At 70.3% G+C, this 23,737-nt stretch carries 22 protein-coding genes and 4 pseudogenes; 11 read left to right on the forward strand and 15 right to left on the reverse strand.

What is annotated here, in order from left to right; all coding sequences use genetic code 11:
- Window positions 1–239: 239 nt before the first annotated feature.
- The 6 genes and pseudogenes from ACZ6NC_RS19540 to ACZ6NC_RS19565 all read right to left on the reverse strand — a co-directional run.
- Window positions 240–1,009: pseudogene (locus tag ACZ6NC_RS19540) on the reverse strand (helix-turn-helix domain-containing protein); the annotation flags it as partial.
- A pseudogene (locus ACZ6NC_RS19545) lies at window positions 1,006–2,025 on the reverse strand (alcohol dehydrogenase catalytic domain-containing protein). The pseudogenes ACZ6NC_RS19540 and ACZ6NC_RS19545, both read right to left, overlap by 4 nt.
- A 137-nt stretch (window positions 2,026–2,162) precedes the next feature.
- Window positions 2,163–2,294 carry a hypothetical protein gene (locus ACZ6NC_RS19550; RefSeq protein WP_465734350.1) on the reverse strand — a complete coding sequence of 44 codons (132 nt, stop codon included), beginning with the start codon at window positions 2,292–2,294 and terminating at the stop codon, window positions 2,163–2,165.
- A 74-nt stretch (window positions 2,295–2,368) separates the two neighbouring features.
- Window positions 2,369–2,728 (reverse strand): annotated as a pseudogene (locus ACZ6NC_RS19555) (cytochrome P450); the annotation flags it as partial.
- A gap of 13 nt (window positions 2,729–2,741) precedes the next feature.
- A complete protein-coding gene (locus ACZ6NC_RS19560) occupies window positions 2,742–3,083 on the reverse strand; it encodes a PAS domain S-box protein (RefSeq protein WP_465734351.1) in 342 nt (113 codons plus the stop codon).
- 133 nt (window positions 3,084–3,216) lie between these two features.
- Window positions 3,217–3,852, reverse strand: coding sequence for a TetR/AcrR family transcriptional regulator (locus tag ACZ6NC_RS19565; RefSeq protein WP_465734353.1), 636 nt, complete (start codon window positions 3,850–3,852; stop codon window positions 3,217–3,219).
- Window positions 3,853–4,012: 160 nt separating this feature from the next.
- Here ACZ6NC_RS19565 and ACZ6NC_RS19570 point away from each other — a divergent pair, with 160 nt between their 5' ends.
- From ACZ6NC_RS19570 to ACZ6NC_RS19585, 4 genes are read left to right on the forward strand one after another with little or no spacing between them, the layout of a single operon-like run.
- A complete protein-coding gene (locus ACZ6NC_RS19570; RefSeq protein WP_465734355.1) occupies window positions 4,013–5,170 on the forward strand; it encodes a VOC family protein in 1,158 nt (385 codons plus the stop codon).
- Window positions 5,171–5,204: 34 nt separating this feature from the next.
- On the forward strand, window positions 5,205–6,143 hold the full coding sequence (locus ACZ6NC_RS19575; protein ID WP_465734357.1) for a fumarylacetoacetate hydrolase family protein: 939 nt from the start codon (window positions 5,205–5,207) through the stop codon (window positions 6,141–6,143).
- A gap of 46 nt (window positions 6,144–6,189) precedes the next feature.
- Window positions 6,190–7,782, forward strand: coding sequence for a bifunctional 3-(3-hydroxy-phenyl)propionate/3-hydroxycinnamic acid hydroxylase MhpA (gene mhpA / locus ACZ6NC_RS19580; RefSeq protein WP_465734359.1), 1,593 nt, complete (start codon window positions 6,190–6,192; stop codon window positions 7,780–7,782).
- Window positions 7,779–9,770: an acetoacetate--CoA ligase gene (locus ACZ6NC_RS19585; RefSeq protein WP_465734361.1), complete on the forward strand. Its 1,992-nt coding sequence runs from the start codon at window positions 7,779–7,781 to the stop codon at window positions 9,768–9,770. The genes mhpA and ACZ6NC_RS19585 overlap by 4 nt, the downstream gene beginning before the upstream one ends.
- A 248-nt stretch (window positions 9,771–10,018) precedes the next feature.
- Here the strand turns inward: ACZ6NC_RS19585 and ACZ6NC_RS19590 are convergent, their stop codons facing one another.
- From ACZ6NC_RS19590 to ACZ6NC_RS19605, 4 genes are all read right to left on the reverse strand, one after another.
- The gene (locus tag ACZ6NC_RS19590; RefSeq protein WP_465734363.1) at window positions 10,019–11,116 is read right to left on the reverse strand and encodes a catalase family protein; all 1,098 of its coding nucleotides are present in this window, start codon (window positions 11,114–11,116) and stop codon (window positions 10,019–10,021) included.
- Window positions 11,117–11,140: 24 nt separating this feature from the next.
- Window positions 11,141–12,478 (reverse strand): Dyp-type peroxidase, encoded by a 1,338-nt coding sequence (locus ACZ6NC_RS19595; RefSeq protein WP_465734365.1) that lies wholly within the window; start codon window positions 12,476–12,478, stop codon window positions 11,141–11,143.
- Between the two features lie 13 nt (window positions 12,479–12,491).
- Complete coding sequence (locus tag ACZ6NC_RS19600) at window positions 12,492–13,100, reverse strand: hypothetical protein (RefSeq protein ID WP_465734367.1); 609 nt, start codon at window positions 13,098–13,100, stop codon at window positions 12,492–12,494.
- A gap of 265 nt (window positions 13,101–13,365) precedes the next feature.
- The gene (locus ACZ6NC_RS19605; protein WP_095872532.1) at window positions 13,366–14,004 is read right to left on the reverse strand and encodes a TetR/AcrR family transcriptional regulator; all 639 of its coding nucleotides are present in this window, start codon (window positions 14,002–14,004) and stop codon (window positions 13,366–13,368) included.
- A 105-nt stretch (window positions 14,005–14,109) separates the two neighbouring features.
- Between ACZ6NC_RS19605 and ACZ6NC_RS19610 the strand changes: the two genes are divergently transcribed.
- On the forward strand, window positions 14,110–15,822 hold the full coding sequence (locus ACZ6NC_RS19610; RefSeq protein ID WP_465734369.1) for an MFS transporter: 1,713 nt from the start codon (window positions 14,110–14,112) through the stop codon (window positions 15,820–15,822).
- Here ACZ6NC_RS19610 and ACZ6NC_RS19615 read toward each other — a convergent pair.
- Together ACZ6NC_RS19615 and ACZ6NC_RS19620 are read right to left on the reverse strand one after the other, a co-directional pair.
- Complete coding sequence (locus ACZ6NC_RS19615) at window positions 15,766–16,932, reverse strand: tyrosine-type recombinase/integrase (protein ID WP_465734496.1); 1,167 nt, start codon at window positions 16,930–16,932, stop codon at window positions 15,766–15,768. The two genes, ACZ6NC_RS19610 and ACZ6NC_RS19615, sit on opposite strands and share 57 nt — an antisense overlap.
- Window positions 16,818–17,219: pseudogene (locus tag ACZ6NC_RS19620) on the reverse strand (tyrosine-type recombinase/integrase); the annotation flags it as partial. The pseudogene ACZ6NC_RS19620 and the gene ACZ6NC_RS19615, both read right to left, overlap by 115 nt.
- A 427-nt stretch (window positions 17,220–17,646) precedes the next feature.
- On the opposite strand from ACZ6NC_RS19620, the gene ACZ6NC_RS19625 reads away from it, so the two are divergent.
- The 3 genes from ACZ6NC_RS19625 (at window position 17,647) to ACZ6NC_RS19635 (ending at window position 18,703) form a co-directional block, all read left to right on the forward strand.
- Entirely contained in the window at window positions 17,647–17,892 is a 246-nt protein-coding gene (locus ACZ6NC_RS19625) for a DUF2267 domain-containing protein (protein WP_465734371.1), read from the forward strand.
- 254 nt (window positions 17,893–18,146) lie between these two features.
- A complete protein-coding gene (locus ACZ6NC_RS19630) occupies window positions 18,147–18,503 on the forward strand; it encodes a PRC-barrel domain-containing protein (protein WP_465734498.1) in 357 nt (118 codons plus the stop codon).
- 29 nt (window positions 18,504–18,532) lie between these two features.
- Window positions 18,533–18,703, forward strand: a complete 171-nt coding sequence (locus ACZ6NC_RS19635) for a hypothetical protein (protein WP_465734372.1) — start codon at window positions 18,533–18,535, stop codon at window positions 18,701–18,703.
- Between the two features lie 291 nt (window positions 18,704–18,994).
- On the opposite strand, the gene ACZ6NC_RS19640 is transcribed toward ACZ6NC_RS19635, so the two are convergent.
- Entirely contained in the window at window positions 18,995–20,017 is a 1,023-nt protein-coding gene (locus tag ACZ6NC_RS19640; protein WP_465734374.1) for a YihY/virulence factor BrkB family protein, read from the reverse strand.
- A gap of 46 nt (window positions 20,018–20,063) precedes the next feature.
- Window positions 20,064–20,225 (reverse strand): YqaE/Pmp3 family membrane protein, encoded by a 162-nt coding sequence (locus ACZ6NC_RS19645; protein ID WP_179852711.1) that lies wholly within the window; start codon window positions 20,223–20,225, stop codon window positions 20,064–20,066.
- 241 nt (window positions 20,226–20,466) lie between these two features.
- Between ACZ6NC_RS19645 and ACZ6NC_RS19650 the strand changes: the two genes are divergently transcribed.
- From ACZ6NC_RS19650 to ACZ6NC_RS19660, 3 genes are all read left to right on the forward strand, one after another.
- A complete protein-coding gene (locus tag ACZ6NC_RS19650; RefSeq protein ID WP_465734376.1) occupies window positions 20,467–20,967 on the forward strand; it encodes a hypothetical protein in 501 nt (166 codons plus the stop codon).
- A 76-nt stretch (window positions 20,968–21,043) separates the two neighbouring features.
- Window positions 21,044–21,217 carry a CsbD family protein gene (locus ACZ6NC_RS19655; protein WP_465734378.1) on the forward strand — a complete coding sequence of 58 codons (174 nt, stop codon included), beginning with the start codon at window positions 21,044–21,046 and terminating at the stop codon, window positions 21,215–21,217.
- A 111-nt stretch (window positions 21,218–21,328) separates the two neighbouring features.
- Entirely contained in the window at window positions 21,329–22,159 is an 831-nt protein-coding gene (locus tag ACZ6NC_RS19660; protein WP_465734380.1) for a ribonuclease BN, read from the forward strand.
- Between the two features lie 292 nt (window positions 22,160–22,451).
- On the opposite strand, the gene ACZ6NC_RS19665 is transcribed toward ACZ6NC_RS19660, so the two are convergent.
- A complete protein-coding gene (locus ACZ6NC_RS19665) occupies window positions 22,452–23,087 on the reverse strand; it encodes a tyrosine-type recombinase/integrase (RefSeq protein WP_465734382.1) in 636 nt (211 codons plus the stop codon).
- Between the last annotated feature and the right edge of the window lie 650 nt (window positions 23,088–23,737).

A 23,737-nucleotide genomic window follows, 5' to 3' on the forward strand; every position in this document is an offset into this window, starting at 1 on the left:
GGGGGAACATCCCGGCTCTCTCTCGCTCCCCCCACCCGGCCGTCCCCGCGCCCCCCCCCTCCCCCCACCCAGAAGGTCCCGGGGCCCAACCCCCCCCTTTTCCCCCCCCCCCGGCCTTGTTCGTTGGTCAGTTGATGACGATGCAGAGCTGATCGCCGGTGCTACGCCCGACGCCGATGCCTGGCGATCAAGTCGGCCACTGCCTCGGCGGAGGCCTGTTGCTGATCGGGGAGCAGAGAGACGGCGTCGAAGGCGTCGGTGTACTTGCTGTCGCGATCGCGCAGCACGAAGCGAAGCGACTCGACGCGGGCACCGAGGTCGGCGGTCAGGTTACGGGCCTGCTGGATCGCCCACTGCGCGGTGGGATGGGTGGTGACGCCGTGATGTGGAGCTTGCGGGTGCCGTGTTCCAGGAACGCCAGCGCGTACAGCCGCCTGCCAGTGATCGTGTCGGTGTGGAAGAAGTCCGCCGCGACGATCCCCTCGGCCTGCGCGGTGAGGAACTCCCGCCAGCTCGGGCCGGTGCGGCGCGGGGCCGGGTCGACGCCGGCCGCGCGCAGGATCTGCCAAACCGTGGACGGCGCAATCGAATGTCCCAACCGGGCCAGTTCACCCTGGATCCGCCGGTGACCCCACCGCGGGTTCTCGCGAGCCAGACGCAGAACCAGACGCTTGAGTGCCGCTGTCGTCGGCGGACGCCCGGTAGGTCGGCGTCGGTGGGAGTAGTCCCACCGCTTCTCAATGAGCCTGCGATGCCACGCGAGCAGCGTCCCCGGGGTGACCGGGAAGACCCGGCTCCAGTCGCAACGCGGTATCAGCGACGACAGCGCCGCCAACCAGAACCTGTCCGAGGGCTCGTAACGGACCCGGCCCCCAAGGTGCCGTCGGAGCACCGCGTTCTCGTGCCGCAGCACCAGCAGTTCCGCGTCCTTGGCCATCCCTCGGCGACAGAGCACCGCAGGCACGGCCAGCAACGCCCGGGTGACCCGATACACGAACGAGACGATCACCGCTGCAGCATGTCAACCCCCAACCAGGGCTCTGCACCCGACCCCATCTGCAGCGATGACTTTACGAGCCCCACAAGGTCGAGACGGTCGTTGAAAGCGAGCTGAACAAGCTCGGAGACCGACTCGGGGAAGCCGCCGTAGTGACCGCGCACCTGCCTGGACAGGTAGTTGAAGGTCAGGCCTTCGGTGATGGTCAGCGGGTGGGGGTGACGCCGACGAGGATGAGGGAGCCCTTGAGGCCGAGCACGGAGGCGGCCTGCGCGCGGACGGCGGGCACTCCGGCGCAGTCGAAGGCGAAGTCCAGGCCCCGGCCGCAGGTGGCTTCGAGGACCTGCTCGGCGAAGTCGTCGGCCGTCGAGTCGAGGGCGATATCCGCGCCGCAAGGCGAGGGGCACGCTCACGGGCGCTGGGCAGCGGGTCGAGCGCGATGACCGGCGCGACGGCGACCAGGCAGGCGAGGCGGCCGTTGTGGGCGCCGACGCCGCCCACGCTCCACACGCCGACGGACTGGGCCGGGCGCACACCGGCGGTCGCCACGATGGCGGCGGCGTAGGGGCGGAGACCGCGTCGGGAACGATCGCAGCCGGTCGAAGGGGAGGCTGTCGGGGATGGCGAGGGGGGTGTCTTCCGGGCGACGGTGTACTGAGCCCAGCCGCCGTCGTAGTCGATGCCCGCAGTGAGCATCTGGGTGCACGGGCGGCGGCGCACGCAGCCGGCGCACTGGCCGCAGGTCTTGCCGGCCTCCAGGGTGACGCAAGTGCCGACGCTCAGGTCGCGCTTGAGGTCGGGGCCGAGGGTGTGGATCCCACCGGAGACCTCGTGGCCGACGGTGATGGTGTCGGGGGTGGCGAACATCGGCACGAGGGAGCCGTCGAGCAGGTGGACGTCCGAGAGGCAGACGCCGGCAGCCTTGACCTCGACGAGGACCTCGCTGGGGCCGGGCACGGGATGGAAGCCTCTTCCACGACGCACTTCTTCGAGTCCAGGTGGAAGCGTCCGGCAAGCATGGTGTCCACAAGGATCTGCTTTCTGCGAGAGCGGCACGGTCCGGCGTTTCGGGCCGGCAGGTGCCGAGCAGTTCCCGCGGGGCGGGGGACCGGGAGGCGTGCGGACGGCGGGGGTGGTGTGCCGCACGCCTCCCGGGGTTTGAGGGTCAGTCGAAGACGTCCTGCTGGTAGCGCTCGTCGGCCTCGAGCTGGGCGAGCCACTGCTGGGCGGTCTCGTCGTCGCTGCCGACGTGGCGGCGAGGGAAGGCGGCGAAGGCCTCGCGCACTGCGGGGGCCATACGGCGGCCGTCACCGCAGACGTAGACAGGTGCAAGGTCTCGTCGAGGATGCGCGGGATGACGTCCAGCTTCATGATCGTGTCGAAGTCCGGCACGGTGTCACCGGGCAGCAGGCGGTCCACCTCGGCGTAGGCCTGGGCCAGCACGTGCGGGTTGCGCATCAACGAGTAGGTGGCGAACGACAGCAGACCGCTGGTGGTCTCGTGACCGGCAATCAGGAACGTCAGTGCTTGGGCGCGGACGTTGTCATCGGCCAGGTGCTTGCCGGTCTCGGGGTCGATGGCCTCCAGCATGAGGCCCAGCAGGTCCTCCTCGCCAGTGGCGTTCCCCTCGCGGCGCTCCTTGATCACGTTCTCGACCAAGTTCTGCATGAGCAGGATGTTCTCGCGGTACTTCTCCGCGTCCGTCGTGCGCGCCTCGGTCGCGGTGTCCATGCCGTAGATGCCCTCAGGGAACTGCTTGGCCAGCTCGCCGAGGTATTCCACCGGCTTGGCATCGGGGCTCTGCGACGCGTGGTCGAACAGCGGGAGGCCACTCGGGGACTCGGGGACCGCCGAGCAGCGCGCACCACCTCGCGTGCGCATCCAGAGAGTGGCCGTCGCGGTGCTGTAGACCGTCACCCTCAGTGGTGAGCAGCTCGACGACAGGCTTGCCGATGATCTCGCCCGAGGAGTAACCCCACAACGCTTGCGCTCCACGACTCCAACCGGTGACGCGACCATCGGAATCCGTGACCACGATCGCCACCGCCTCGTCGGCGGCGCCCGAGGCCCGGGAAGGGGAGACCATCAGGTACCCCGTCGAAGTCCGTCATGGCGCCTCCCTGCCCGAATGTCGCCCCGTGGCCTGCCCTTCAGCATCGCCCGTCGAGTGACACAGAGCAATTCGTCTGCTGCTCTGCTCCGGCGCTCGGGCGGCCGAATCAGTCGATGTCGGGCAGCGGGCGGTGGGCGACCTCGTGGGCGTCCTCCGGGGTGAGGCCCAGCATCCGCAGCAGCATCTCGGCCAGGTTGGACGCGGCCTCGTCGCCATCGAGTTCCGGGCGGGCGAAACGCTGCTCCACCAGTGCCAGCAGTGAGCCCCCGAGGGCCACCAGGGCGCTGGCCGGGTCGGAGATGGTGAACCGGCCGGAGGTGATGCCGGTCTCCAGATCGCGCGCGGCGCGCGGGGCCAGGCCCGAGTCGGAGTAGATGTGACCGAGGCCGCGGTAGCGCAGGACCTGCATCAGTTCGGGCCGGGCGACGGTCAGGCGGGCGCTGAGCCGGAAGCCCGCGGCGACCAGTTCCGCCGGGTCGTCGACGTCTTCCAGATGCCGGTCAAAGGTCTGGCCGAGCTCCTCCAGGGCGTCCTGTACGGCGGCGTCGAACAGTTCTGCCTTGGAGTCGAAGTGGTTGTAGAAGGAGCCGAAGCCGACATCCGCGCGTTCCGCGATCGTCTGGATGCTCACGTTCGTGTCGCCGGCCTCGGCGAGTATCTGCCGGGCGGCCCGGATGAGCGCCTGACGGGTCTCGGCACGACGCCGTTCGAATCGGTTCTGGGGCGGGGCTGACGTCGACATGCGCCAAAGTCTAGCAACAATCCCCACAATGCCACAGTTCTGATGACTTCATCAGTACATGACTGATGAAGTCATCACCTTGCCCGGAGAGCAGCTATTGACGATCGAACGCTCAGAGATGATGATTTCCTCATTACAGCAATGTTGCCTGGAGGACACCATGTCCGAAACAACCCCCGTCGACGCGGTCGGCGCCACCGGCCTGCGGACGGCCCACCAGGACCTCCACAGCGAGCAGGGCGCCCTGCGTGGCGAGCACCCCGGAAGGTCGCGGAACCCCGTGATCAAGGTGGCCGACCTGGCCTGGCTGGAGTTCGAGAAGCCCGACCTGGACCGGGCGGAGGTCTTCGCCCGCGACTTCGGGTTCGCCGTCGCCGCGCGCACCGAGCGCGAGCTGTGGCTGCGGGGCACCTTCGCGGGCTCGCCCTGCATGGTGATCCGCAAGGGCCGCACCTCCCGCTTCATCGGCCCGGTCTTCCGTGCGGCCGAGCGGGCCGACCTGGACCGGCTCGCCCGCGCCGTCGGCTCCGCCGTACGGGACGCGGACGTGCACGGCGGGGGCCGGACGGTGGACCTGCTCGACCCCTCGGGCCTGCCGGTGCGCGTCGTCTACTGCGGCGAGGAGCTGCCGGCCCTGCCCGAACAGCGGACGTTGCTGCTCAACACTGGCACCGACCACCGCCGGACCAACGCCACGCAGCGGCCGCCGCGGGAGCCGTCCCGGATCCAGCGGCTGGGCCACGTGGTGCTGGAGACCCGCGTGTTCGCCCAGGCGCTGGACTGGTACCTGGACACCCTCGGCATGATCGTGTCCGACTTCCTCTTCCTGGACGGCCAGCGCGACCGCGGCCCCACGATGGCCTTCATCCGCTGCGACCAGGGCAGCCTGGCCGTGGACCACCACACCCTGGCCCTGCACCTGGGCCCCGGCAACGGCTACGTCCACTCCGCCTACCAGGTCACCGACCTGGACGCGATCGCCACCGGTGGCGAGTACCTCAAGGAGCGTGGCTACCAGCGCAGCTGGGGCATCGGACGGCACATCCAGGGCAGTCAGCTGTTCGACTACTGGCGCGATCCGGACCGCTTCATGCTGGAGCACTTCTCCGACGGCGACCTGTTCTCCTGCGACGTGGAGCCCGGCTGGGCGCCCATGTCCACCACCGGGCTCGCGCAGTGGGGTCCGCCGGCCACCCGCGACTTCCTGGGCGCCAGTCCCTCCCCGCAGCGCATCCGCGACGTCTTCCAGGCCCTGCGCGGCGACAACGAGATGGACCCGGCACGCCTGCTCGGCCTGCTCAAGGCCGCCAACTCCTGACTCCGTCCACCCCCTTCACGCAAAGGCAACCGACATGAGCACCAACGTCCTGCGTACCGCCGAGGGGTGGTGGGTCGTCCGCGGCGACCACGCCGTCCCGGTCGGCACCAAGGCCGCGACCACCGGCGAACTGCTGGCCGACCGCGCCGCCGTCGCGGCGGCCGCCGGGTCCGGCGAGTCCGGCACGCCCGTCGCCGACCTGGTGGCGCTGTCCCCGGTCACCACGCCCTGCCGGGTCGTCGCGCAGATGGTCAACTACCGCAGCCATGCCCGGGATTCGGGCTTCACCGGCGAGATCCCGCCCACGTTCTTCCGCAAGGCGTCCGGCTCTGTCAGCGGGCCCAACGACAGCATCGTCCGACCCTCGCACGTGCGCTTCCTCGACTACGAGATCGAGCTCGGCCTGGTCCTGGGCGCCCCGCTGCCGGTCGGCACCGTCGTCGAGGACCGCGACTTGCCTTCGTACGTCGCTGGGCTCGTGGTCACCAACGACGTCAGCGCACGCGACGTCCAGCTGACGAAGACACAGTTCTACGAGAGCAAGTCCTACCCCACCTTCACCCCGACCGGCCCCCACCTCACCCTGCTGGAACCGGAGGACTTCGCCCATCTCCTGGACCTTCGGCTGCAGTTGTCCGTCAACGGCGAGCTGCGTCAGGACCGCACCCTCGCCGACATGATCGTCCGCCCGGCGCAGGCGCTGACGCTGCTCGCGCGCTTCCAGGCCCTCGACCCGGGCGACCTGCTGCTGACCGGCACCCCGGGTGGCACCGCCCTCAAGGCCCCACCGAAGGCCGTCGAGAAGATCGGCGCGCTGCTGCCGCCGGCGGTGAAGTGGAAGGCGTTCTTCAAGAGTCAGGAGAAGAACCCCCACTACCTGCGCACCGGTGACGTGGTAACCGCGTCCATCGCCACCGCGGACCGGCGCATCGACCTCGGCCGGCAGCGCACCTCCGTCACCGACGCGAAATGACCGACGCGTCGGCGCCGACGCGAACGAGAACCGAATCGAGCCGCACATGACCGCCCAGCACGTTCCCGTGGTGATCGTCGGAGCCGGACCCGTGGGCGTCACCGCCGCCCTCCTGCTGGCCCGGCGCGGCGTGAGGACCGTCCTCCTCGAACGCCACCAGGACGTCTACCCGCTGCCCCGCGCCGTCGCCACCGACGACGAGGTGTGCCGCATCCTCCAAGCCGCCGGAGTCCACGAGGAGTTCACCGCAATCGCCCGCCCCGCCCGCGGGCTGCGGCTGCTGGACTCCCGGCACCGGACGATGGCGGAGTTCTCCCGCACCGAGCAGGGCCTGCACGGTTTCCAGCAGACCAGCATGTTCGACCAGCCCGAGCTGGAGCGAGTCCTGCGCGACGCCCTGGCCCGCACCCCGCAGTGCGAGCTGCGCGGCGGGGCCGAGGTCACCGGGGTCGAGCAGGACGGCACCGGACCGGTCCGGGTCACCTACCGCGACGAGGAAGGCGAGCACCTGCTGCGGGCGGACGCGGTACTCGGCTGCGACGGCGCCAACAGCCTCACCCGCGAGGCCGTCGGCGCCACCTGGGAGGACCTGCGCTTCGAGGAGCGGTGGACGGTCATCGACGTCCGCACCAGCCTCCCCGTGCGCTGCTGGGAGGGCGTCGACCAGGTCTGCGACCCGCAGCGACCGGCCACGTTCATGCGGATCGGGGAGGACCGCTACCGTTGGGAGTTCCGGCTCCCGGACGGCGCGGAGCTCGACCGCGAGCGGCTGCGGGAGCTGCTCGCGCCCTGGGTCGACCTCGCGCACGACGCCGACGTCGAAGTGGTGCGGCAGGCCGCGTACACCTTCCGGGCGCGGATCGCCGACCGCTGGCGTGCGGGCCGGATCTTCCTCCTCGGCGACGCGGCCCACCTCACGCCACCGTTCATCGGGCAGGGCCTGTGCGCGGGCATGCGGGACGCCTACAACCTCAGCTGGAAGCTGGCCTGGGTGCTGCAACAGGGTGCGGACGAGCGGCTGTTGGACACGTACGAGAGCGAGCGCAAGCCGCACGCCCGGCGCGTCATACGGATGGCGGTCGCCATGGGATGGGCCATGACCGGCGGCCAGGACGGCGCCGCCGCCGTGCGCCGGGGCCTGCTGGGCGCTGCCGTCCGCATACCAGGTCTGACCACCGCGGCCGGTCGCGGCCTCAGCCCCACCCTGACCGCCGGGCCGCTCGTCCCGCGACGCCCCGGCGGAGCGGGTCGCGGTCTGGTGGGCCGCTTCTGCCCGCAGCCGTGGGTGGTCGGCCCGGGAGGCTGCACCCGGTTCGACGACCTGCTCGGCGACTCCTTCGCCGTGCTGACCCTGGCCCCGCTGCCGCCCGCGGTGCAGGCGGTCGCCGCCGGCCTCGGCGCCCGGACCGTCGCCGTGTCCGAGCTCGGGGACGGCGGCCTGCTGGCCGCCTGGATGCGCGCCAAGCGCGTGGACGCCGTGCTGCTGCGGCCGGACCGGGTCGTGCTGGACGTGGTCCCGCGCGGCGGCGGCGACTTCGCGGCCATGGCTGCCTGGGCGTCCCTGCTGCACACCACACGAATCCCCTCGCCCTCCCAACCAGCAGCCGCTGAGAGCCTGTTGAGGAGCATCCCCCGATGACAACGCCGTACCCGGACCCCTTCTCCACGCCCGATCCGCAGACCGCGGCGGCAAGCCGCATCGTGGACTTCGCCGCCTGGGCGGCGCAGCACCGGGGCGTGACCGCCGGCTCCGACTACGCCGCCCTGCACCGCTGGTCGGTCACCGACCTCGAAGGTTTCTGGAGCGCGGTCTGGGAGTACTTCCAGGTCGACGCCGACGCCCCGTACGCGCAGGTCCTGGCCGAGGAGACCATGCCGGGCGCCCGCTGGTTCCCCGGTGCCACCCTCAACTACGCCCACCACGCGCTGCGCAACCTCGGGGACGACGACGTGGCCGTCCTCGTCCTCGACGAGACCGGGGCGGGGTACGAGGTGACCGGCGGCCAGCTGCGCTCCCAGGTCGCCTCCGTGGCCGCGACCCTGCGCGACCTGGGCGTGGCGGCGGGCGACCGGGTCGTCGGCTACCTGCCGAACACCCCGCACGCGATCGTCGCCTTCCTGGCGGCCGCGAGCCTGGGCGCGGTGTGGTCGGTGTGCGGGCAGGACTACGCCCCCAAGGCCGCCGCCGACCGCTTCGCCCAACTGGAACCGACGGTCCTGATCGCCGCCGACGGCTACCTCTTCAACGGCACGGTCCACGACCGCCGTGCGGCCGCCCTCGAACTCGCCTGCGCCCTGCCGACGTTGAAGGCCACCGTGCTGGTGGACCACGTCCGCCTCCCCCGCCTGGAGGCGGCCTACCCGTCCCCGGCCGTGCCCTGGGCCGCGGCGGTCGGCCGGACCGAGCAACTCACCTGCGCCCCACTGCCGTTCGACCACCCGTTGTGGGTCGTCTTCTCCTCCGGCACCACCGGCCTGCCCAAAGGCATCGTCCACGGCCACGGCGGGGTGCTGCTGGAGCACCTGAAGACCCTCGGCCTGCACTCGGACCTCCGTCCCGGCGACCGGCTGCTGTGGTACACCACCACCCACTGGATGATGTGGAACCTGGTCGCCTCCACGCTGCTGACCGGCGCCGCCACCTGCACCTACGACGGCAGCCCGGCGCCCTTCGCCAAGCCCGACGTCCTGTGGGAGCTGGCCGCCCGCCACCGGGTCACGTTGTTCGGCACCAGCCCCCAGTACCTGCTCGGGATGGCCAAGTTCGGCATCGACCCCTCGGTCCACGACCTCTCGTCCGTCCGCGTGGTCGGCTGCACCGGCTCCGCCGTGCCCGCCTCCGCCTACCCCTGGGTGCGCGACCACGTCGGCGGACACGCCCTGCTGGCCTCCACCAGCGGCGGCACCGACATCGTCTCCGGCTTCGCCGGCAGCGCCCCCACCACCCCCATCTGGGCCGGCGAGCTGTCCGCGCCCAACCTGGGCGTGGCGCTGGCCGCGTACGACGCCGAGGGCCGCCCGGTCACCGACGAGGTCGGCGAACTGGTCGTCACCCGGCCCATGCCCTCAATGCCGCTCCGCTTCTGGAACGACCCCGACGGCAGCCGCTACCGCGAGGCCTACTTCTCCACCTACCCCGGGGTGTGGCGCCACGGCGACTGGATCACCCACACCTCCCACGGCTCGGTCATCGTCCACGGCCGCTCCGACTCCACACTCAACCGCAACGGCGTCCGCCTCGGCAGCGCCGACATCCACGACGCGGTGGAGCGCCTCCCGGAGATCACCGAGGCCTTGGTCATCGGCGCGGAGGAACCGGACGGCGGCTACTGGATGCCCCTTTTCGTGGTCCCCGCACCGGGAGTGACGCTGGATCAGGCGCTGCGCGAGAAGATCAAGGAGGCGATCCGGGCCGAGGTCTCGCCCCGCCACGTCCCCGACGAGATCCTCGAAGTCCCGGCGATCCCCCACACGCGCACCGGCAAGAAGCTGGAGGTGCCGGTGAAGCGGCTGCTCCAGGGCGCCCCCGCCGAGCAGGTGGTCAACCCGACCACCGTGGACGCGCCCGAACTCCTCGACTACTACGCCGCTCTGGGAGCCGAGCGCCGCAGCCGCGCACGCGGCTGACCCGGGGTCCGCTCCCCGGCCCGTGTCCCTCGCCGCCGCCCGGCCGACCATTCCGCCCTGACGGGGACGGTCGGGGGCGGCGAGTGCCTCAGGGGTCCGGCGACCTGTGGGTCGCCGGACCCCTCCGGCGTGCCCGAGGCCAAGCGCAGAAGCCGGAGGGCCACCCCGAGGTGATCGGGGTGGCCCTCCGGCTCCGGTGCGGGCAGGAGGCTCGGGCTGAGGCTCGGGGCGAGGGCCCGGGCAGGGACTCAGTCCGGGAGTTCCTTGATGTCGGACGGCTCCCGCGGCTCGACCCCGTTGAGCCGATGGCGGAACTCGCTGGAGCTGGGGTAGGCGGCCCTGCGCGAACGCATGATCGAGCCCAGCGGCCGGTGGGCCTCCAGCGCGTGCCACGGGCTGAAGGACAGCACGTCGTCGGCGTAGCGGCGGCGGGCGTCGCTGTACGCGTCCTGGGCGGGCAGGTGCAGCGTGGCGACGACCTGATGGGGTGACAGGTCCTCCGGCCACAGGACCGACGCGTCCTCCACCGGCATCCGCTCCTCGTCGACGCACAGTTGGGCCCGGAGGTCGTACTCGGCGCCCTCCTCGGCGAAGAAGTCGACGACCAGGTCGCGCAGGGCCGACTCGCCGGCCTTCCTCGGGACGGGCTGACCCGTGAGGGCTTGGACGTGCGCCGAGCGGGGTGCGGCCGAGATCTTGGCCACGTGGTCGCCGTGGCGGAGCGCGGCCATGGAGTGGAACGTCTCGCCGAGGATGTGGTGGTTGGCGGCGGCCAGGGTCTCCACGGCGGGCGGGAGTGGACGTCCCACCCGGGTGAGGGCCTTGGCGGCGGCGCGGGCCGCCAGCCCGGTCAGCTGCAACTGCTGGTCGCTCTGGCGGGGTTGCTTCTCCAGCAGCCCCTGCAGCTTGGCGTATGCGGCGATGTCGCCGAACGGCAGGGTCGGGTGGTTGACGAGCAGGAAGTCCTGGGTCGTGAAACCGTCGTCGAGCGCGCGCGGCCCGGGCGCGCCGATGACCTTGATCGCCATGCCGCGCTGGACGGCCACCTGGTCGGAGCGCAGGTCCCCCGGCGCGGAGGAGAACCTGACGATCACCGGGTACACGGCCGGCTCGGCGAACAGGCCCTGGGCGAGGGGGCCGGGGAGACCTGGCCGGACGTGCAGCTCCCCAGCGAGGACGCCGTGGCTCTTGGCGTGGGCGTCGCGCAGGCCGTGGCGATGCTTGTCGGCGACCTGCTGGTTGGCCTTGCCCATGGCCGCGACGACCTGGCGGACGAGTTCCTCCTCGTCCGGGAAGGGGTGTTCGAGGTCGGGGCGGTAGCGGACGTACGAAGGCGTTGCGGTCATGGGGGCTCCCGCGGGGAGTGGACGTCAGTGGGCGCTGCTGAGCCAGCGGATGGCGGAGAGGCTGGGCATGAAGAAGTACTCGCCGCCGAGCAGGGTGTTGAAGGACTGGATGTTCTGCACCCGCCGCGGCGGGGTGCCGGGCACGGTGAAGTAGGCGCCCTTGTCCTGGAGCGAGATCATCGGGTCCTTCTCCTTGCCCAGGCCCATGAAGTTGCCGGAGCTGACCCATTCGCTCTGCAGGAACTCGACGTTGTCGATGGCCCGGGCGCCGAGGGCGATGAAGTCCAGGCCGCGCGGCCGGCCGTCGTCCTTGAGGCGGTCCGGGGGCAGCTGGGTGCCGTAGGAGGTCCCGCGCCGGATGATCCGGCGGATGTTGACGTCGGTGAGGACGGTCAGCTTCGTGTCGCGCGGGTTCATCCGGCGGATGTGGGAGCCCAGGGGGGTGCGCAGGCCCCGAGGGTCGGCGGCGTAGTCGAAGTCGTTGATCCGGTCGGGGTCTTCCCCGACCGCCGGGTTGTCGCGCTCCGGGGCGAGGGCCAGCGGGGCACCGCTGCGCCACCGGCCCACCAACTTGGCGGCCAACAGCTCACGTTCGGCCTCGGTGCGGCCGTTGGCGTGCAGCCAGGCGTTGAAGGCGGCCACGTGGGAGTGGTACTTGCGGAAGACGACGTAGGTGCCGTTGCGGCCGAGGACGTCGGGAGTCGGGGTGGGCAGCGGGACGCCGGTCTCGCTCGGGTGGCCGAGCACGAACTCGCCGGCCTTGATCGGCCTGCCGTCACCGGGCAGCGGCTCGGCGCCGCTCCCCTCGACGACAGGCTGACTGAACCCGTCCCGGTACCCGAACACGTTGAAGCCGTCGGCGGCGAAGTCCTGGTGGGACAGCAGGCGCACGCCGGAGAGAGCCTTCAACTCCTCCTCATATCTTGCAACTTCGGTCTTCCAGTCGTCCTTGTTGTCGGCGTAGACGCTGACGGCGACGTGCACGCGCGGAGTGCCGAACGGGAACTCCCAGCGCTCCGGCGCGTTCGGGCCTGTGTCCCGCAGCCGCTCGGCCCGGGCGGCCATCCCGGCGCGGAAGTTGGCCGGAAAGGAGGCCAGGGACGCCTCCGGCAGGCCCAGGGCCACCAGCCCCTGGTAGCTGAGGGCGAGCGCGAGCCAGGACGGCTGCGGTTCGTCCCAGCGGGCGGCCGAGGTCACCCTGGGGGCGAGGCGGCGCAGCAGTTCCCTGCCCGCGGCCGGGTCGGTGATCTCCAGGATCGCATGGGTGCCGAAGTAGGGCTCGGGCCTGGCCCGCAGCAGCGTGGCCTGGATGTCGTCGAGGTCCAGCGTGGGCGGCCTGCGCAGGCGTCGGAAGACGGACATGGCGGAGGCGCTTTCAGTTGAGGTCGGACAGGAAGCGCTGGACGGCTGCCTCCTGCCGCTTGAGCCGGCCGGCCTCGGCGACGGTGAGGCTCGGGTGGGCGACGAACCACGCCTCCGCCGGGATCTGGTACTTGACGATGAAGTCCTTGACGTCGGGCGAGGTGATGCCGGGCCAGCCCTCGACGTTGCTGAACAGGTAGTCCATCATCTCGGGGATCTTGGTGGCGAAGTCGTCGATGTAGGGGTCCCACTCGCCGTCGAAGGCGGTGGCGAACAGCAGCTTCGTGTCGTCGTCGAGGAACACGAAGCGCATGTTGTGCAGCGTGCCGACCTGGCCGGCGCCCACCAGGTTGCCGTCCACCAGCTTGAAGAACTTGCGCAGCCGCTCGGCGCCGTGCGGCTTGAGCGGCAGGATCGCCGTCAGCTCGGAGACCTCGCCGCTCTTAGCGCCGATGCGTCCGGCCCTGGTGACGGCGTGCTCGGCCGCCTCCTGCTTGTCGGACAGCAGTTCGCCGATGCGCACCTTCAGCGCGATCTTGGCGTCCGACAGGGCGGTCTCGACCTTCTCACGGACGGTCTCGGGCAGCTTCTGGAACCTGGCGTTCAGGTCGATCTCACTCATGGCATCTCTCCTCGGGATTCGGGTGCACAGCCACTTCTGACTGCATCCACATAACTGATTACATCATCAGACTGCTCGGCTGGTGCGTCAACACGCAGCGACACCCGCAGCTCATCCCAGGAAGCGGTGCCGCGCTCGCCACGCGTGGGGCCGGTATGCCCCGCGCGGTGATCGGGCCAATGTCCGCCCGGGCCTCAAAACCCGACGACGGTACGCCGTGCCCCCGAAGGTGCGTCGGCGGCGGACGCGGCGGCTGCGTCCGGGTCTACTCGGCCCGGTCCCCGCCGTCGAGGATGGAGCGGACGAGTTCGCGGGCCTCGGGGCGGGAGACCCCGGAGGCGAGCAGGAGGGCGACGGCGGCCGCTTCGCCCGAGGGGCTGGTCCAGTCCGGGCTGTCCTGCTCCTCGATGAGGGCCAGGGTCAGCGCTTCCAGCGCCCGGGACAGTACCGGCGCGGGGAGGACGTCGGCGAAGACGCCGTCCTGCTGACCGCGGCGGATGTTGGCGGTCGCCTCGGTGCGGGCCGGTTCGAGAGCGGCGCGGACGCCCTCCTCGCCGATGTCCCGGCGCGCGAGCGAGATCAGCATGCGGTAGCGGTCGCCGACCGTCCACATCGCCAGGGTCATCCGGACCATCGCAGTCGCGGCGTCGTCCCCGGGCCGGCGGGCCGTGTCCACGGCCTCCTCGATCGATTGCGTCGCCTCCTCGGCGAGAGCCGCGATCAGGGCCTGCCGGTTCGGGAAGTGGCCGAAGAGCGTGCGCCGGGCGACGCCGGCGGCCCGGGCCAGCTCGTCGAGGGTGGCGTCCGCGTTGCGTCCCAGCTCCTCGCGGGCGGTAGCGAGGATCCGGGCCCGATTTGAGCGGGCGTGGCTGCGCTGGGGGGCGGGCAGCTGGCTTGCGGTCATGGATGCGGCTCCCTGTCTCGTGGCAGCCCAATACTTGCACGATCGCGTGCAGGTTTCTATTGTTGCACTCGTCAATGCAAGTTTCTCTGGCGGAGGTCTGCTGCCATGCCCCTGATCGCCTCGGTCCCGGTGGACCGGATGAAGACCCCCTATCCGCGCAGGTGGTGGGCGCTGCTGGTGCTCTGCCTCAGCCTGCTGATCGTCGTCATGGCGAACACCTCGCTGATTGTGGCCGCGCCCGACATGACCCGGGACCTGTCGCTGAGCAGCGCGGATCTGCAGTGGGTCGTCGACGGCTACACCGTCCCCTACGCGGCGCTGATGCTGATCCTCGGCGCGGTCGGCGACAAGTACAGTCGCCGCGGCGCGCTGATCGCCGGCTTGCTGGTCTTCGCCGGCGGGTCGGTGATGGGCAGCCTGGTCCACAGCGCCGACGCGGTGATCGCCGCGCGCGCCGTCATGGGCGTCGGCGCCGCGATCGTCATGCCGGCGACGCTGTCCCTGCTGGTGGCCTCCTTCCCGCGGGCCGAGCGGGCGCGGGCGATCGTCGCCTGGTCCGCGACCTCGGGCCTGGGCATCGCCATGGGCCCGCTGCTGGCCGGCGTGCTGCTCAAGGACCACGCGTGGGGCTCCACCTTCCTGATCAACGTGCCCATCGCCGCCGTGGCCGTCATCGCCTCGCTGGTGCTGGTGCCCCCCTCCCGCGCCGCGGGCATGGGCCGTCTCGACCTGGTGGGCGGACTGCTGTCCGTGGTCACCGTGGGCGCGCTCGTCTACGCCATCATCGAGGGGCCGCACTTCGGCTGGCACACCGGCGCGATCACGGCTGCGGCGATCGGCGCCGCCGGACTGGTGGCGTTCGTGGCCTGGGAACTGCGCCACCCCTCTCCGATCCTGAATGTCCGCAAGTTCCGCGACCGCGCCTTCAGCGGCTCCGTGCTGGCCGTGCTGCTCTTCTTCCTCGGCGCCTTCGGAACCGTCTACTACGCCACCCAGCACCTGCAGTTCGTCCTCGGCTATGACGCCCTCGCCACCGGCGTCCGGCTGCTGCCGCTGGCCGGCGGCACATTCCTCGGCGTCGCGGTCACCGGCATGCTGACGCCGAAGCTCGGCATGAAGCCCGTCGTGATCACCGGCATGGCCATCGGCACGGGGGCCATCCTGCTGCTGTCCCGTATCGGCGACGGCTCCACCTACTCGGCCTTCGTTCCCACCCTGGCCCTGCTGGGCCTGGCGATCGGGCTCAGCACCTCGCCGTGCACCGACCTGATCATGGGTTCCTTCCCCGAGGACGAGCTCGGCGTCGGCGGCGGCATCAACGACACCGCCGTGGAGTTCGGCGGCTCGCTCGGCATAGCCGTGCTTGGCTCCATCCTGGCCACCACCTACAAGCAGAAGGTCACTTCCGCCCTGGCCGGCCACCTGCCCACCCAGGCCCTCGACACCGCCAAGGACTCCGTCGGCGGCGCCCAGGCCGTGGCCCAGCAGGTCGCCCACAACCCCGCAGGCGGCGTCCGGCAGGCCCAGGCCCTGGTCGCGGCAGCCGACCACGCCTTCACCCACGCTGTCGCCCACACCAGCCTGATCGGCGGCATCGTCCTGGCCGTCGGAACCGTCCTCGTGGCCTTCATCCTGCCCGGCCATCGCCCGAAGGCGGTCGCAGAGCCGCTGTATTTCGAGCACGAGCCCGCCACCGAATCAGAAGCTGTGGTCGTGTTCACCCGGGCAAGCGAGGCTACAGTGAGTTGTGAGGACTGGGGGTCAAGGGGTCGCAGGTTCAAATCCTGTCGTCCCGACTTGCATAACTGCAGGTCGTAGGCCGTTTCCGCTTCTGGCGGGAGCGGCCTTTTTGATGTTCCGTCGGCTGGTGGTCGCAGTGTGGTCGCATCCGCCTGGCGGTGGTTGGGCGTTGTTCTGGTAACTCGGTTCTCCTTCCGACCTCTTGATGAGGGTGAGCTGGTTGCGGAGCTGCGGATTGTGGTCGCTGGGTGGTCGCGGTCTGGGGATGCGGGTTTCCGGGGTGCCGGTTCTGTCGATGGCGGTGAGGGTCTTGTCGATGGTGTCTACGGCGTCGCGGGCGGCCCGGGCGGTGAGATGGCTGTAGATGTTCGCGGTCGTCGACAGGGTCGAGTGCCGCAGGGTCTTGGAGACCACGGTCAGAGGGACGCCGGCGGTGATGGAGATGGTGGCGGCGAGGTGGCGTAGGTCATGGACGGTGGTGCGGGAGACGTCGGCAGCGCGGCTGAGGTCGTGGAAGTGGTTGAGGACGTATTCGGGGTGGAGCGACCGGCCGTTGGGGCGGTGAAAGACGAGACCACCGCCGGGGGCTCCGGCGGGTGCGGGGGCTCGGTCGTCTGCGCGGTTGCGGAGGGCGGTGGCGACGCGTGGCGAGATGGCGACCCAGTTCTTGCTGGTGCGGGTCTTGGGTGTGGTAGGACGAGGCGGTTGTTGTCGACGGCGGCGAGTGAGTAGCGGACGAACAGGACGCCGTGGTCGAGGTGGACGTCGTTCCAGTGGAGCGCGAGGGCTTCGCCTTTGCGCATGCCGGTGAGGAACTCGACGAGGTCGGCGAAGGGCGGGTCGACGGCGTGGCAGTAGCGGAGGAAGTGGACGGCTTCGTTCGTCGTCCAGATGTGGCGTTCGGCGGCGGCTGGGCGGGGGATGACGGCTGGCCGGGCGGGGTTGGCGGCCAGGCGGTGGTGTCGGACGGCGTCTCCGAGCGCGCTGGAGAGGGTGGCGAGGATCTGGTGGACGGTGACGCGGCCTCGTCCGCGGGCGAGTTGGGTGTGGACGAGGCCGGCGATGTGGGGGTAGCCGAGGTCGTCGAGCCTGATATCGCCGAGGGAGGGGATGAGGTCGTTGGCGACGTAAGCGCGGTAGCGGGCCATGGTGGTCGGTTTGAGGACCAGAGCCTTGGCCCTGAGCCAGGCGGTGAGGTAATCGGCGACGGTCTGGTTGGGGTCCGCGGTGAAGCCGCCGTTGTGGCCTTCGAGCAGTCGGCGCAGGGCGGCTCGGGCTGATTCCTCGGTGGGGTATCCGCCGCGGCGTACGGTGTGGCGGCCGGGGGTGGGTGCGGGCAGGTCGACGGCGAGGGTCCAGGTGCCGTGCCCGGGGTCGGAGACGAGAGCCGGGCAGCGGGCTCCGAGCTGGTGGTGGTGAGGGTCGCGGCAGCCGCAACGGCGGTAGACACGTCCAAGACCGACGACGGCGCGCATCGTGATCGCTTCCAAAGATCAGGCAGGGATCTGTGCATCCATTGTCGGTCGCTCTTTGTCGAACCCTGCGACCACAGTGCGACCACCTTGCCGTCATTTGGGGCCCTGAGCTGGGGCGATCCCTTAATGAGGCGACAAGTGCGATGACCGTGCCTATTTGGCGATCCGGTCGAGATCCTCCTGATCACCGACACCGGGCGCGCCTTCCACGAATAGATCGAGGTGCGCACCCACACTCGAACGGCCCGTCCTGGACGCCCTCCGCGACGACCTCGACGGATTCCTGGAGCGCACCCCGCCCCCTGGTCTGAGGCGATCATCGACGCTGGCGCCGACGGCCCAGGAGATGGCCTGGCTGTCGCCGCGGTGCTCGCGGACGCGGTCGGCGGCCCGCCAGAGCTCGCCGAGCGGGCGGTCGGGGTAGCCGATGGGGCAGGCCCGCGCCACCTTCGCCTTCCAGATCCCGCTGCCCGAACCCGTCGCAGCTCCCTTCGTCGAAGCCGTCGCCCGCACCCTGAACACCAGCCTCACCGCAGCCCGGTGGGACGCCTCCTCCGTCCTGGCAGCCCTGGCGGACCTCGCAGGCGAACGGCTCACCGACCGCCTCCTCGCCCACCTGCCCCGCGGCTACGCGCTCCTGTTTGGCCGCGCCGACCTCGCCACCGCCGCGTAGCGGCAGCGCAATGTCAGCTCGCCCAGCGGGCGACGCCGCCACACGCCGACGGCGGGGTTATCCCGTCCACTGCCGGCCTCCGCCTTCCCACTACGCGGCACTGAGCGCCCTCGAATGGAAGGGGTGCTTGCGTTGGCCTCGGCGCTCAGACCGAGGCACGCTGAAACTTGCAAGGCCACACGACACGGGCCAGGTGAGCCTGCCGGTCCGGGTAGGCCCGCGCCCGGGGACCGGGCTGCGCGAAGGGAGCCATGATGATCCAGATAGGGGACATCCGCGAGTGGCGTACCCACGACGTCGTCGACGCCGGCGGGAGCAAGATCGGGACGCTGGAGGCGATCTACGTGGACACCAGCACGGACGAGCCGGCCATGGCGACCGTTCAGATCGGCATGCCCACCCAGCACCGGCTGGTCTTCGTCCCCTTGAACGACGCGAGCGTCGGACCGGGCTATCTCAAGGTCGCCTACGACAAGGCGCTCGTGAGGGACTGCCCTGCCATCGGCATGGATGACGTCCTGCCCGCCGAGGACGAGGACGCCGTCTTCCATCACTACGGCCTGGCCTACCAGAAGGGTGCCGGCGGCGAGCGGCAGCTCGCCCGCCGCTGAGCGCCCATACGCGGCCGAGGAGGCTCGTCATGGTCCTGATCCTGGCTCTGGTTATCGTCGCGATCGTGCTGGGCATCATCGGCGCCGTCGCCAACGGATGGTTTTTCCTCCTCGTGATCGCGATCATTCTCTTCGTCGCCGACATGGCCTACGCCGGCATCCGCTGGTCCCGGCGCTCAGGCCGACGCCCGACGCGCTGAACCACCACCTGCCCGGCCGCGGTGCGGCGGAAGACCGCAACCGCTGTCACCCACATGTGCGGGCATGCCGCGTGCATGCGGACCGGGCTACCGCCGCCCCCGCGTCCCGGCCTTCCTCCGTCTCGTCGGACGGCAATGGGGATGCCGCAGTTGCCCGTCGCGCCTCGGATGCCATCACCCGACCTCCTTCACCACCGATCGTGGCGGCCTCGGACCCGATCCAGCCCTTCCTCGCTCTCCTGCCCCGGCCCGCCCTCCCAATCCTCCTCCGGCGGAGAGGAGGAGCGGGAGTCAGTGACGGGGTCCGTCGTGATCCTGTGGGGTGTCGGGCGGTGGTTCGCGGGTGTCGCGGGCTTCGGGGTGGGGCTCCTCCTCGGGTGGGTGACCGGCTGCGATGGCTCGTCCGCGTTCCAGTTCGAAGTTGAACTCCAGGCCCAGCAGGATCGCGAGGTTGGAGACCCAGAGCCAGAGGAGGAAGAGGATCACGGCTCCGATGCTGCCGTAGGTGCGGTTGAGGCTGCCGAAGTTGGCGACGTAGAGGGCGAACGCGCCGGAGGCGATGATCCACAAGGCTACGGCGACCAGGCTGCCGGGCAGGATCCAGCGCAGCTTCGGTCGTTTGGCGTTGGGCGCGGCCCAGTAGAGCAGGGTGACCATCGCAGTGACGATGATGACGAGGATCGGCCATTTGGCGATGCCCCAGACCTGTACGGCGTTTTCGCTGACTCCGAGGATCTTCCCTGTCTTGGTGGCCAGGGTGCCGGTGAAGACGACACCGGTAGCGGTGAGGGCGAGGAGCACGACGAGGACGATGGTCAGGGCGAGTCGTGTGGGCAGGGTCTTCCAGAGTGGGCGGCCTTCGTCGATGCCGTAGACGTTGTTGGCGGCCCGCATGAAGGCCGCGGTGTAGCCGGAGGCGGACCACAGGGCGAGGATGATTCCGATGGCCAGCGCGATGCCTGCCCTGCCCTGGGCAGCTTGGAGTTGCTGCACCACGGTGGTGAGGATCTGGCGGGCGGACCCGGGGCCGAGGTCACGAATGTGGTCGAGCAGCGGCTTGGTGGCGGAGCTGCCGACCAGCCCCAGGATCGATACCAGCGCGAGCAGAGCGGGGAAGATCGCCAGCAGGCCGTAGTAGGTGAGCGCGGCTGCCGCGTCGCTGAGGCTGTCGGCCTTGAACTGCTTGGTGGTGCGTTTCAGGACGCCCCACCACGACCTCTTGGGCAGGTCGGTCGGACTCTCAGTCGGACCGGCGCCACCGGTGGCGGCCCTGCTCTCGTCAGTTGTCCGGTGTTCGTTCTCGTGTCGTGACATGGGTGCCAACCCGGCGTGTCGAGTGCCTGTGCTGGGGGACGGGGCCTCAGTCCTTGACCACCTGGTAGATCCCGTAGATCACTCCGGGCACGTGGCCGCACAACTGAAGGAGGAAGGCCCAGAGCACCTTGATACTCGGCCCGTCCTTGATCAGTACTGCCAGGAACGGCAGGACCAGGCACAGCAGCACCAAAAGGACCTTGACCATGATCATTCCTCGTTCCGAGGCGCGATGGTCGGCGGCATGTTAGCCGCTTTTTCATGGTCTCACCGCCGGCCGCCCGGCGGGGAGGCGCCGAGCCGGAACGGCGGGTACGTGTGGGTGGACAACCCAGGGTGTCCGCGCGCATGGGCCCTACCCCGGTCGATCCTGCCGTCCCTGTTCGCGCTGGTATCCCGGGCGGCGCGGTTCTACTGTGGGTCTGCAGCGAAGATTTCCGGAGCGCGCCATGATCATCATCATCGGGCTCATCATCCTGGTCGCCGCGGTAGTCGTCGGCGTGGCGGGCATTCTCACCAACACTGGCAGCGGACACGCGCTCACAGGCGGGTTCGAGGTATTCGGCTACCACGTCACCGGCTCCACCGGCACGCTGTTCCTGTACGGCATCATCGTCGGGGCCCTGGCCATGTTCGGACTGAGTCTGCTCCTGGCCGGTGCGCGCCGCACCTCTCGCCGGGGCCGCGCCGCACGCCACGGGCTCAAGGAGTCCCGCCGTGAGACCGCCGCCAGCAAGGAACGCGACGACCTGATCGACCAACGCGACACCGCCCGCGCGGAGACCGCCGCCAGCAAGGAACGCGACGACCTGACCGGCCAACGCGACACCGCCCGCGCGCAAACCGCCGCACAACGGAACGACTCACCTCCAGACGACCCGCATCCCAGCCCCGGCGACGGTCACCGGAGCTGGACGCACCCATTCGGGCACCGAGCCGCCCACCGGTAGATCGCCGCCACCACATGCGCAGACCACTGACGGGCCACCGCCCCGAAGCGGCCGCCACCCTCGAAGGGCAGCCCCGATGAGTATCGCCAAGAAGATCGCGCACAAGGCCGAAGCGGTCAAAGGCGGCGCCAAGAAGACCCTCGGCCGCGTCACCGGGAACCGGCGCCTGCAGGCCGAAGGCCGCGGTGACCAGGTCAAGGGCAACACCAAGCAGGCCGGAGCGAAGATCAAGGACGCCTTCAAGCACTGATCACCGCGGCCCCGCAGGCCCGCCGTGGCGCGCGGGGCACGTCGCTGCCCCGACTCCACTCTGGCCGCGCCATTTGCTCGGCGACGGCATCGACCGTGGTAGTCAACATCCATGCCGATGCAGTCTCCCGATGCCGAAGGCCGTCCGTCCCTGTTCGGGCGACTGCGCCGGATAGTCCGCCGTTCGCCGGCCGGACGCGGATGGAGGCAGGGCAGCACTCTCGAACTGTGGCAGCGGTCGCTCGGCTTCGCGGCGCTCGGGTTCCTTACGCTCGTGCCGCTGCTGATCGTCATTTCAGCGGCCGATCCGGCGCACGGACAGGGCTTCGCACAATGGCTGGGCGAAGGACTCGGCGTGTCGGCGTCCTCCAGGAAGAAGGTCGAGCAGCTGATCGCCCTGCCCGGCCAGACACTGCGGACCACGACGGCGTTCAGCCTCGCCGCCCTCGCCGTCTTCGGCCTCTCTTTCGGGGCGGCGGTGCAGACCACCTACGAGAAGGTCTGGGGCCTACCACCGGCCCGGTGGTGGGCCAGGTGGCGGCACCTCGTGTGGCTCGCCGCCCTCATCGGGCTCCTCCTCCTGTCCGCCACAACCCTGTGGCGGCAGACCCCGGCCGGCGGCCTCGCCGCAGTGCTGAGCGCCACCCTGTTCCTCTGGTGGTCACAGCGGTTGCTGCTCGGCGGACGGGTCCGATGGAGCGCCCTGCTGCCCGGCGCCGTGGCCACGACCGTCGGGCTGCTCGGCCTGAGACTCTTCTCCCGGCTTGTCTTCTCGCCGCTGATCGCCACCAATACCCTCGCCTACGGACCGATCGGCACCGTCCTGGTCATCCAGTCCTGGCTCGTCGGCGTCGGCGCCGTCGTGTACGGCGGCGCACTGACCGGCCGGCTGCTCCACGAAGAACTCCCGCGCGTGGCACGTGCGCTGAAACGGCGAAGGTGAGATCCGAATCCCGCCTCGATCGGGGCTTGCGGATGCTCCTGCCAACGGTGAGCGATTCCGGATCGTCTGGCCGGGCGTCGAGCACTCATGCACACGGGCCGGGAGCGGTACGAGGCACTGTGGGAGAGCTGGCGAGCGCTACAATCGGGGTGTGAGGCAAATCACTCTCGAACTCCCGCTCGCGCGCTGCCTCTCACGCGCCTCTCACGGATTGCGCGTCATGAGGTGGCATCAGGCGTCATGTGGGTTGGATGTGATGGGCCCTGACCTGCGTGATTCGAACTGGTGGACATTAGTCAGACATCCGTCTGGATGTAGAGGACGCGTTCGGGCAGGTGGACGTCAAATGGCGTTCGGCCGCGGCGGGGCGGGGGATGACGGTGGGTCGGGCCGGGTTGTAGGCGAGGCGGCGTTGTCGGACGGCGTCGCCGAGGGCGCTGGACAGGGTGGCGAGGCAGCGGTGGACGGTCACCTTGCCTCGGCCGGCGTCGAGCTGGGCGTGGGTGAAGGCGGCGATGTGGGAGTGTCCGAGGTCGTCGAGCCTGACTGCGCCGAGGGCGGGGATCAGGTCGTTGGTGACGTAGTCGCGGTAGCGCGCGAAGGTGGTGGGCGTGAGGGCGAGCTTGTTGTCCTTGAGCCAGGCTGTGAGGTACTCGGCGACGGACTGGTTGGGGTCGGCGTTGAAGCCGGCGGTCTCGCCCTCGATCATCCGGCGGAGGGCGGTTCGGGCGGCTTCGGCGGTGGGGTAGCCGCCGCGGCGGACGTTGTTGCGTCCGGGGCCGGGGGAGGGGAGGCCGAGGGAGAAGGTCCAGGTGCCGTGATCGGGGTCGGTGGCGAGCTCGGGGCAGCTGGCTCGGAGCTGCTTTCCCTGGTGGTCGCGGCAGCCGCACCGGCGGTAGACGTGCCCGGCGTGGGCTGCGGAGCGCATGGTGATCACTTCCTGCGGGTCGTACGAACAGCCACGCTCATGGTCTCCCGGCGGGCGTCAGCAGCCGGTGAACCCCCGCACTCACTCCGTACTCACAAACGGGCTGAATGGTCCCCTGACCTGCGGCGATCCCTTGTCGTGGCGACAAGGGGTCGTGGACTCGCTGGCGCTGCTCGGTGTCGCAGGGCGTAGCGTCCCGATATGACCGCTGACCACGGGCTCGAGAGCAGCCGGATCATCGCGCCCTGCGGAGCCGGCTTCGCCCAGATTGCTCACCTGTCGTGAGCGAGGCCGACCAATCCGGGGGATGCCAGCCTGCGCATACCGATACGTGGGCTTGACCTGCGGCGACGACTCTCCGAGCCTCGCAGGTGGCCGGTTGCGAGAGCGAGGAGGTCGCCCGGCGCTTCATCCAGGGCACCGTCGCCAAACAGGGCTTCGATGAAGGCGAGTTGACGATCCACTCCGAGCGGGCCGGCGCAACCTGTGGCTGAGGACCCTGGACCGGCACGGCCTCGGCTTCGACTCCTGACAGTTCGGCTGCTGCCCCCGCTGGGGGCGGGGGAGCAGCCCGAAAAAAGGGACTTCTGGGTTCCACCGTCTTGCAGACTACTCTCCCTTCTTTTGCCTGCTGACCTGACCCCCCGCTC

Source organism: Kitasatospora sp. NPDC041988 (genome assembly GCF_055588525.1).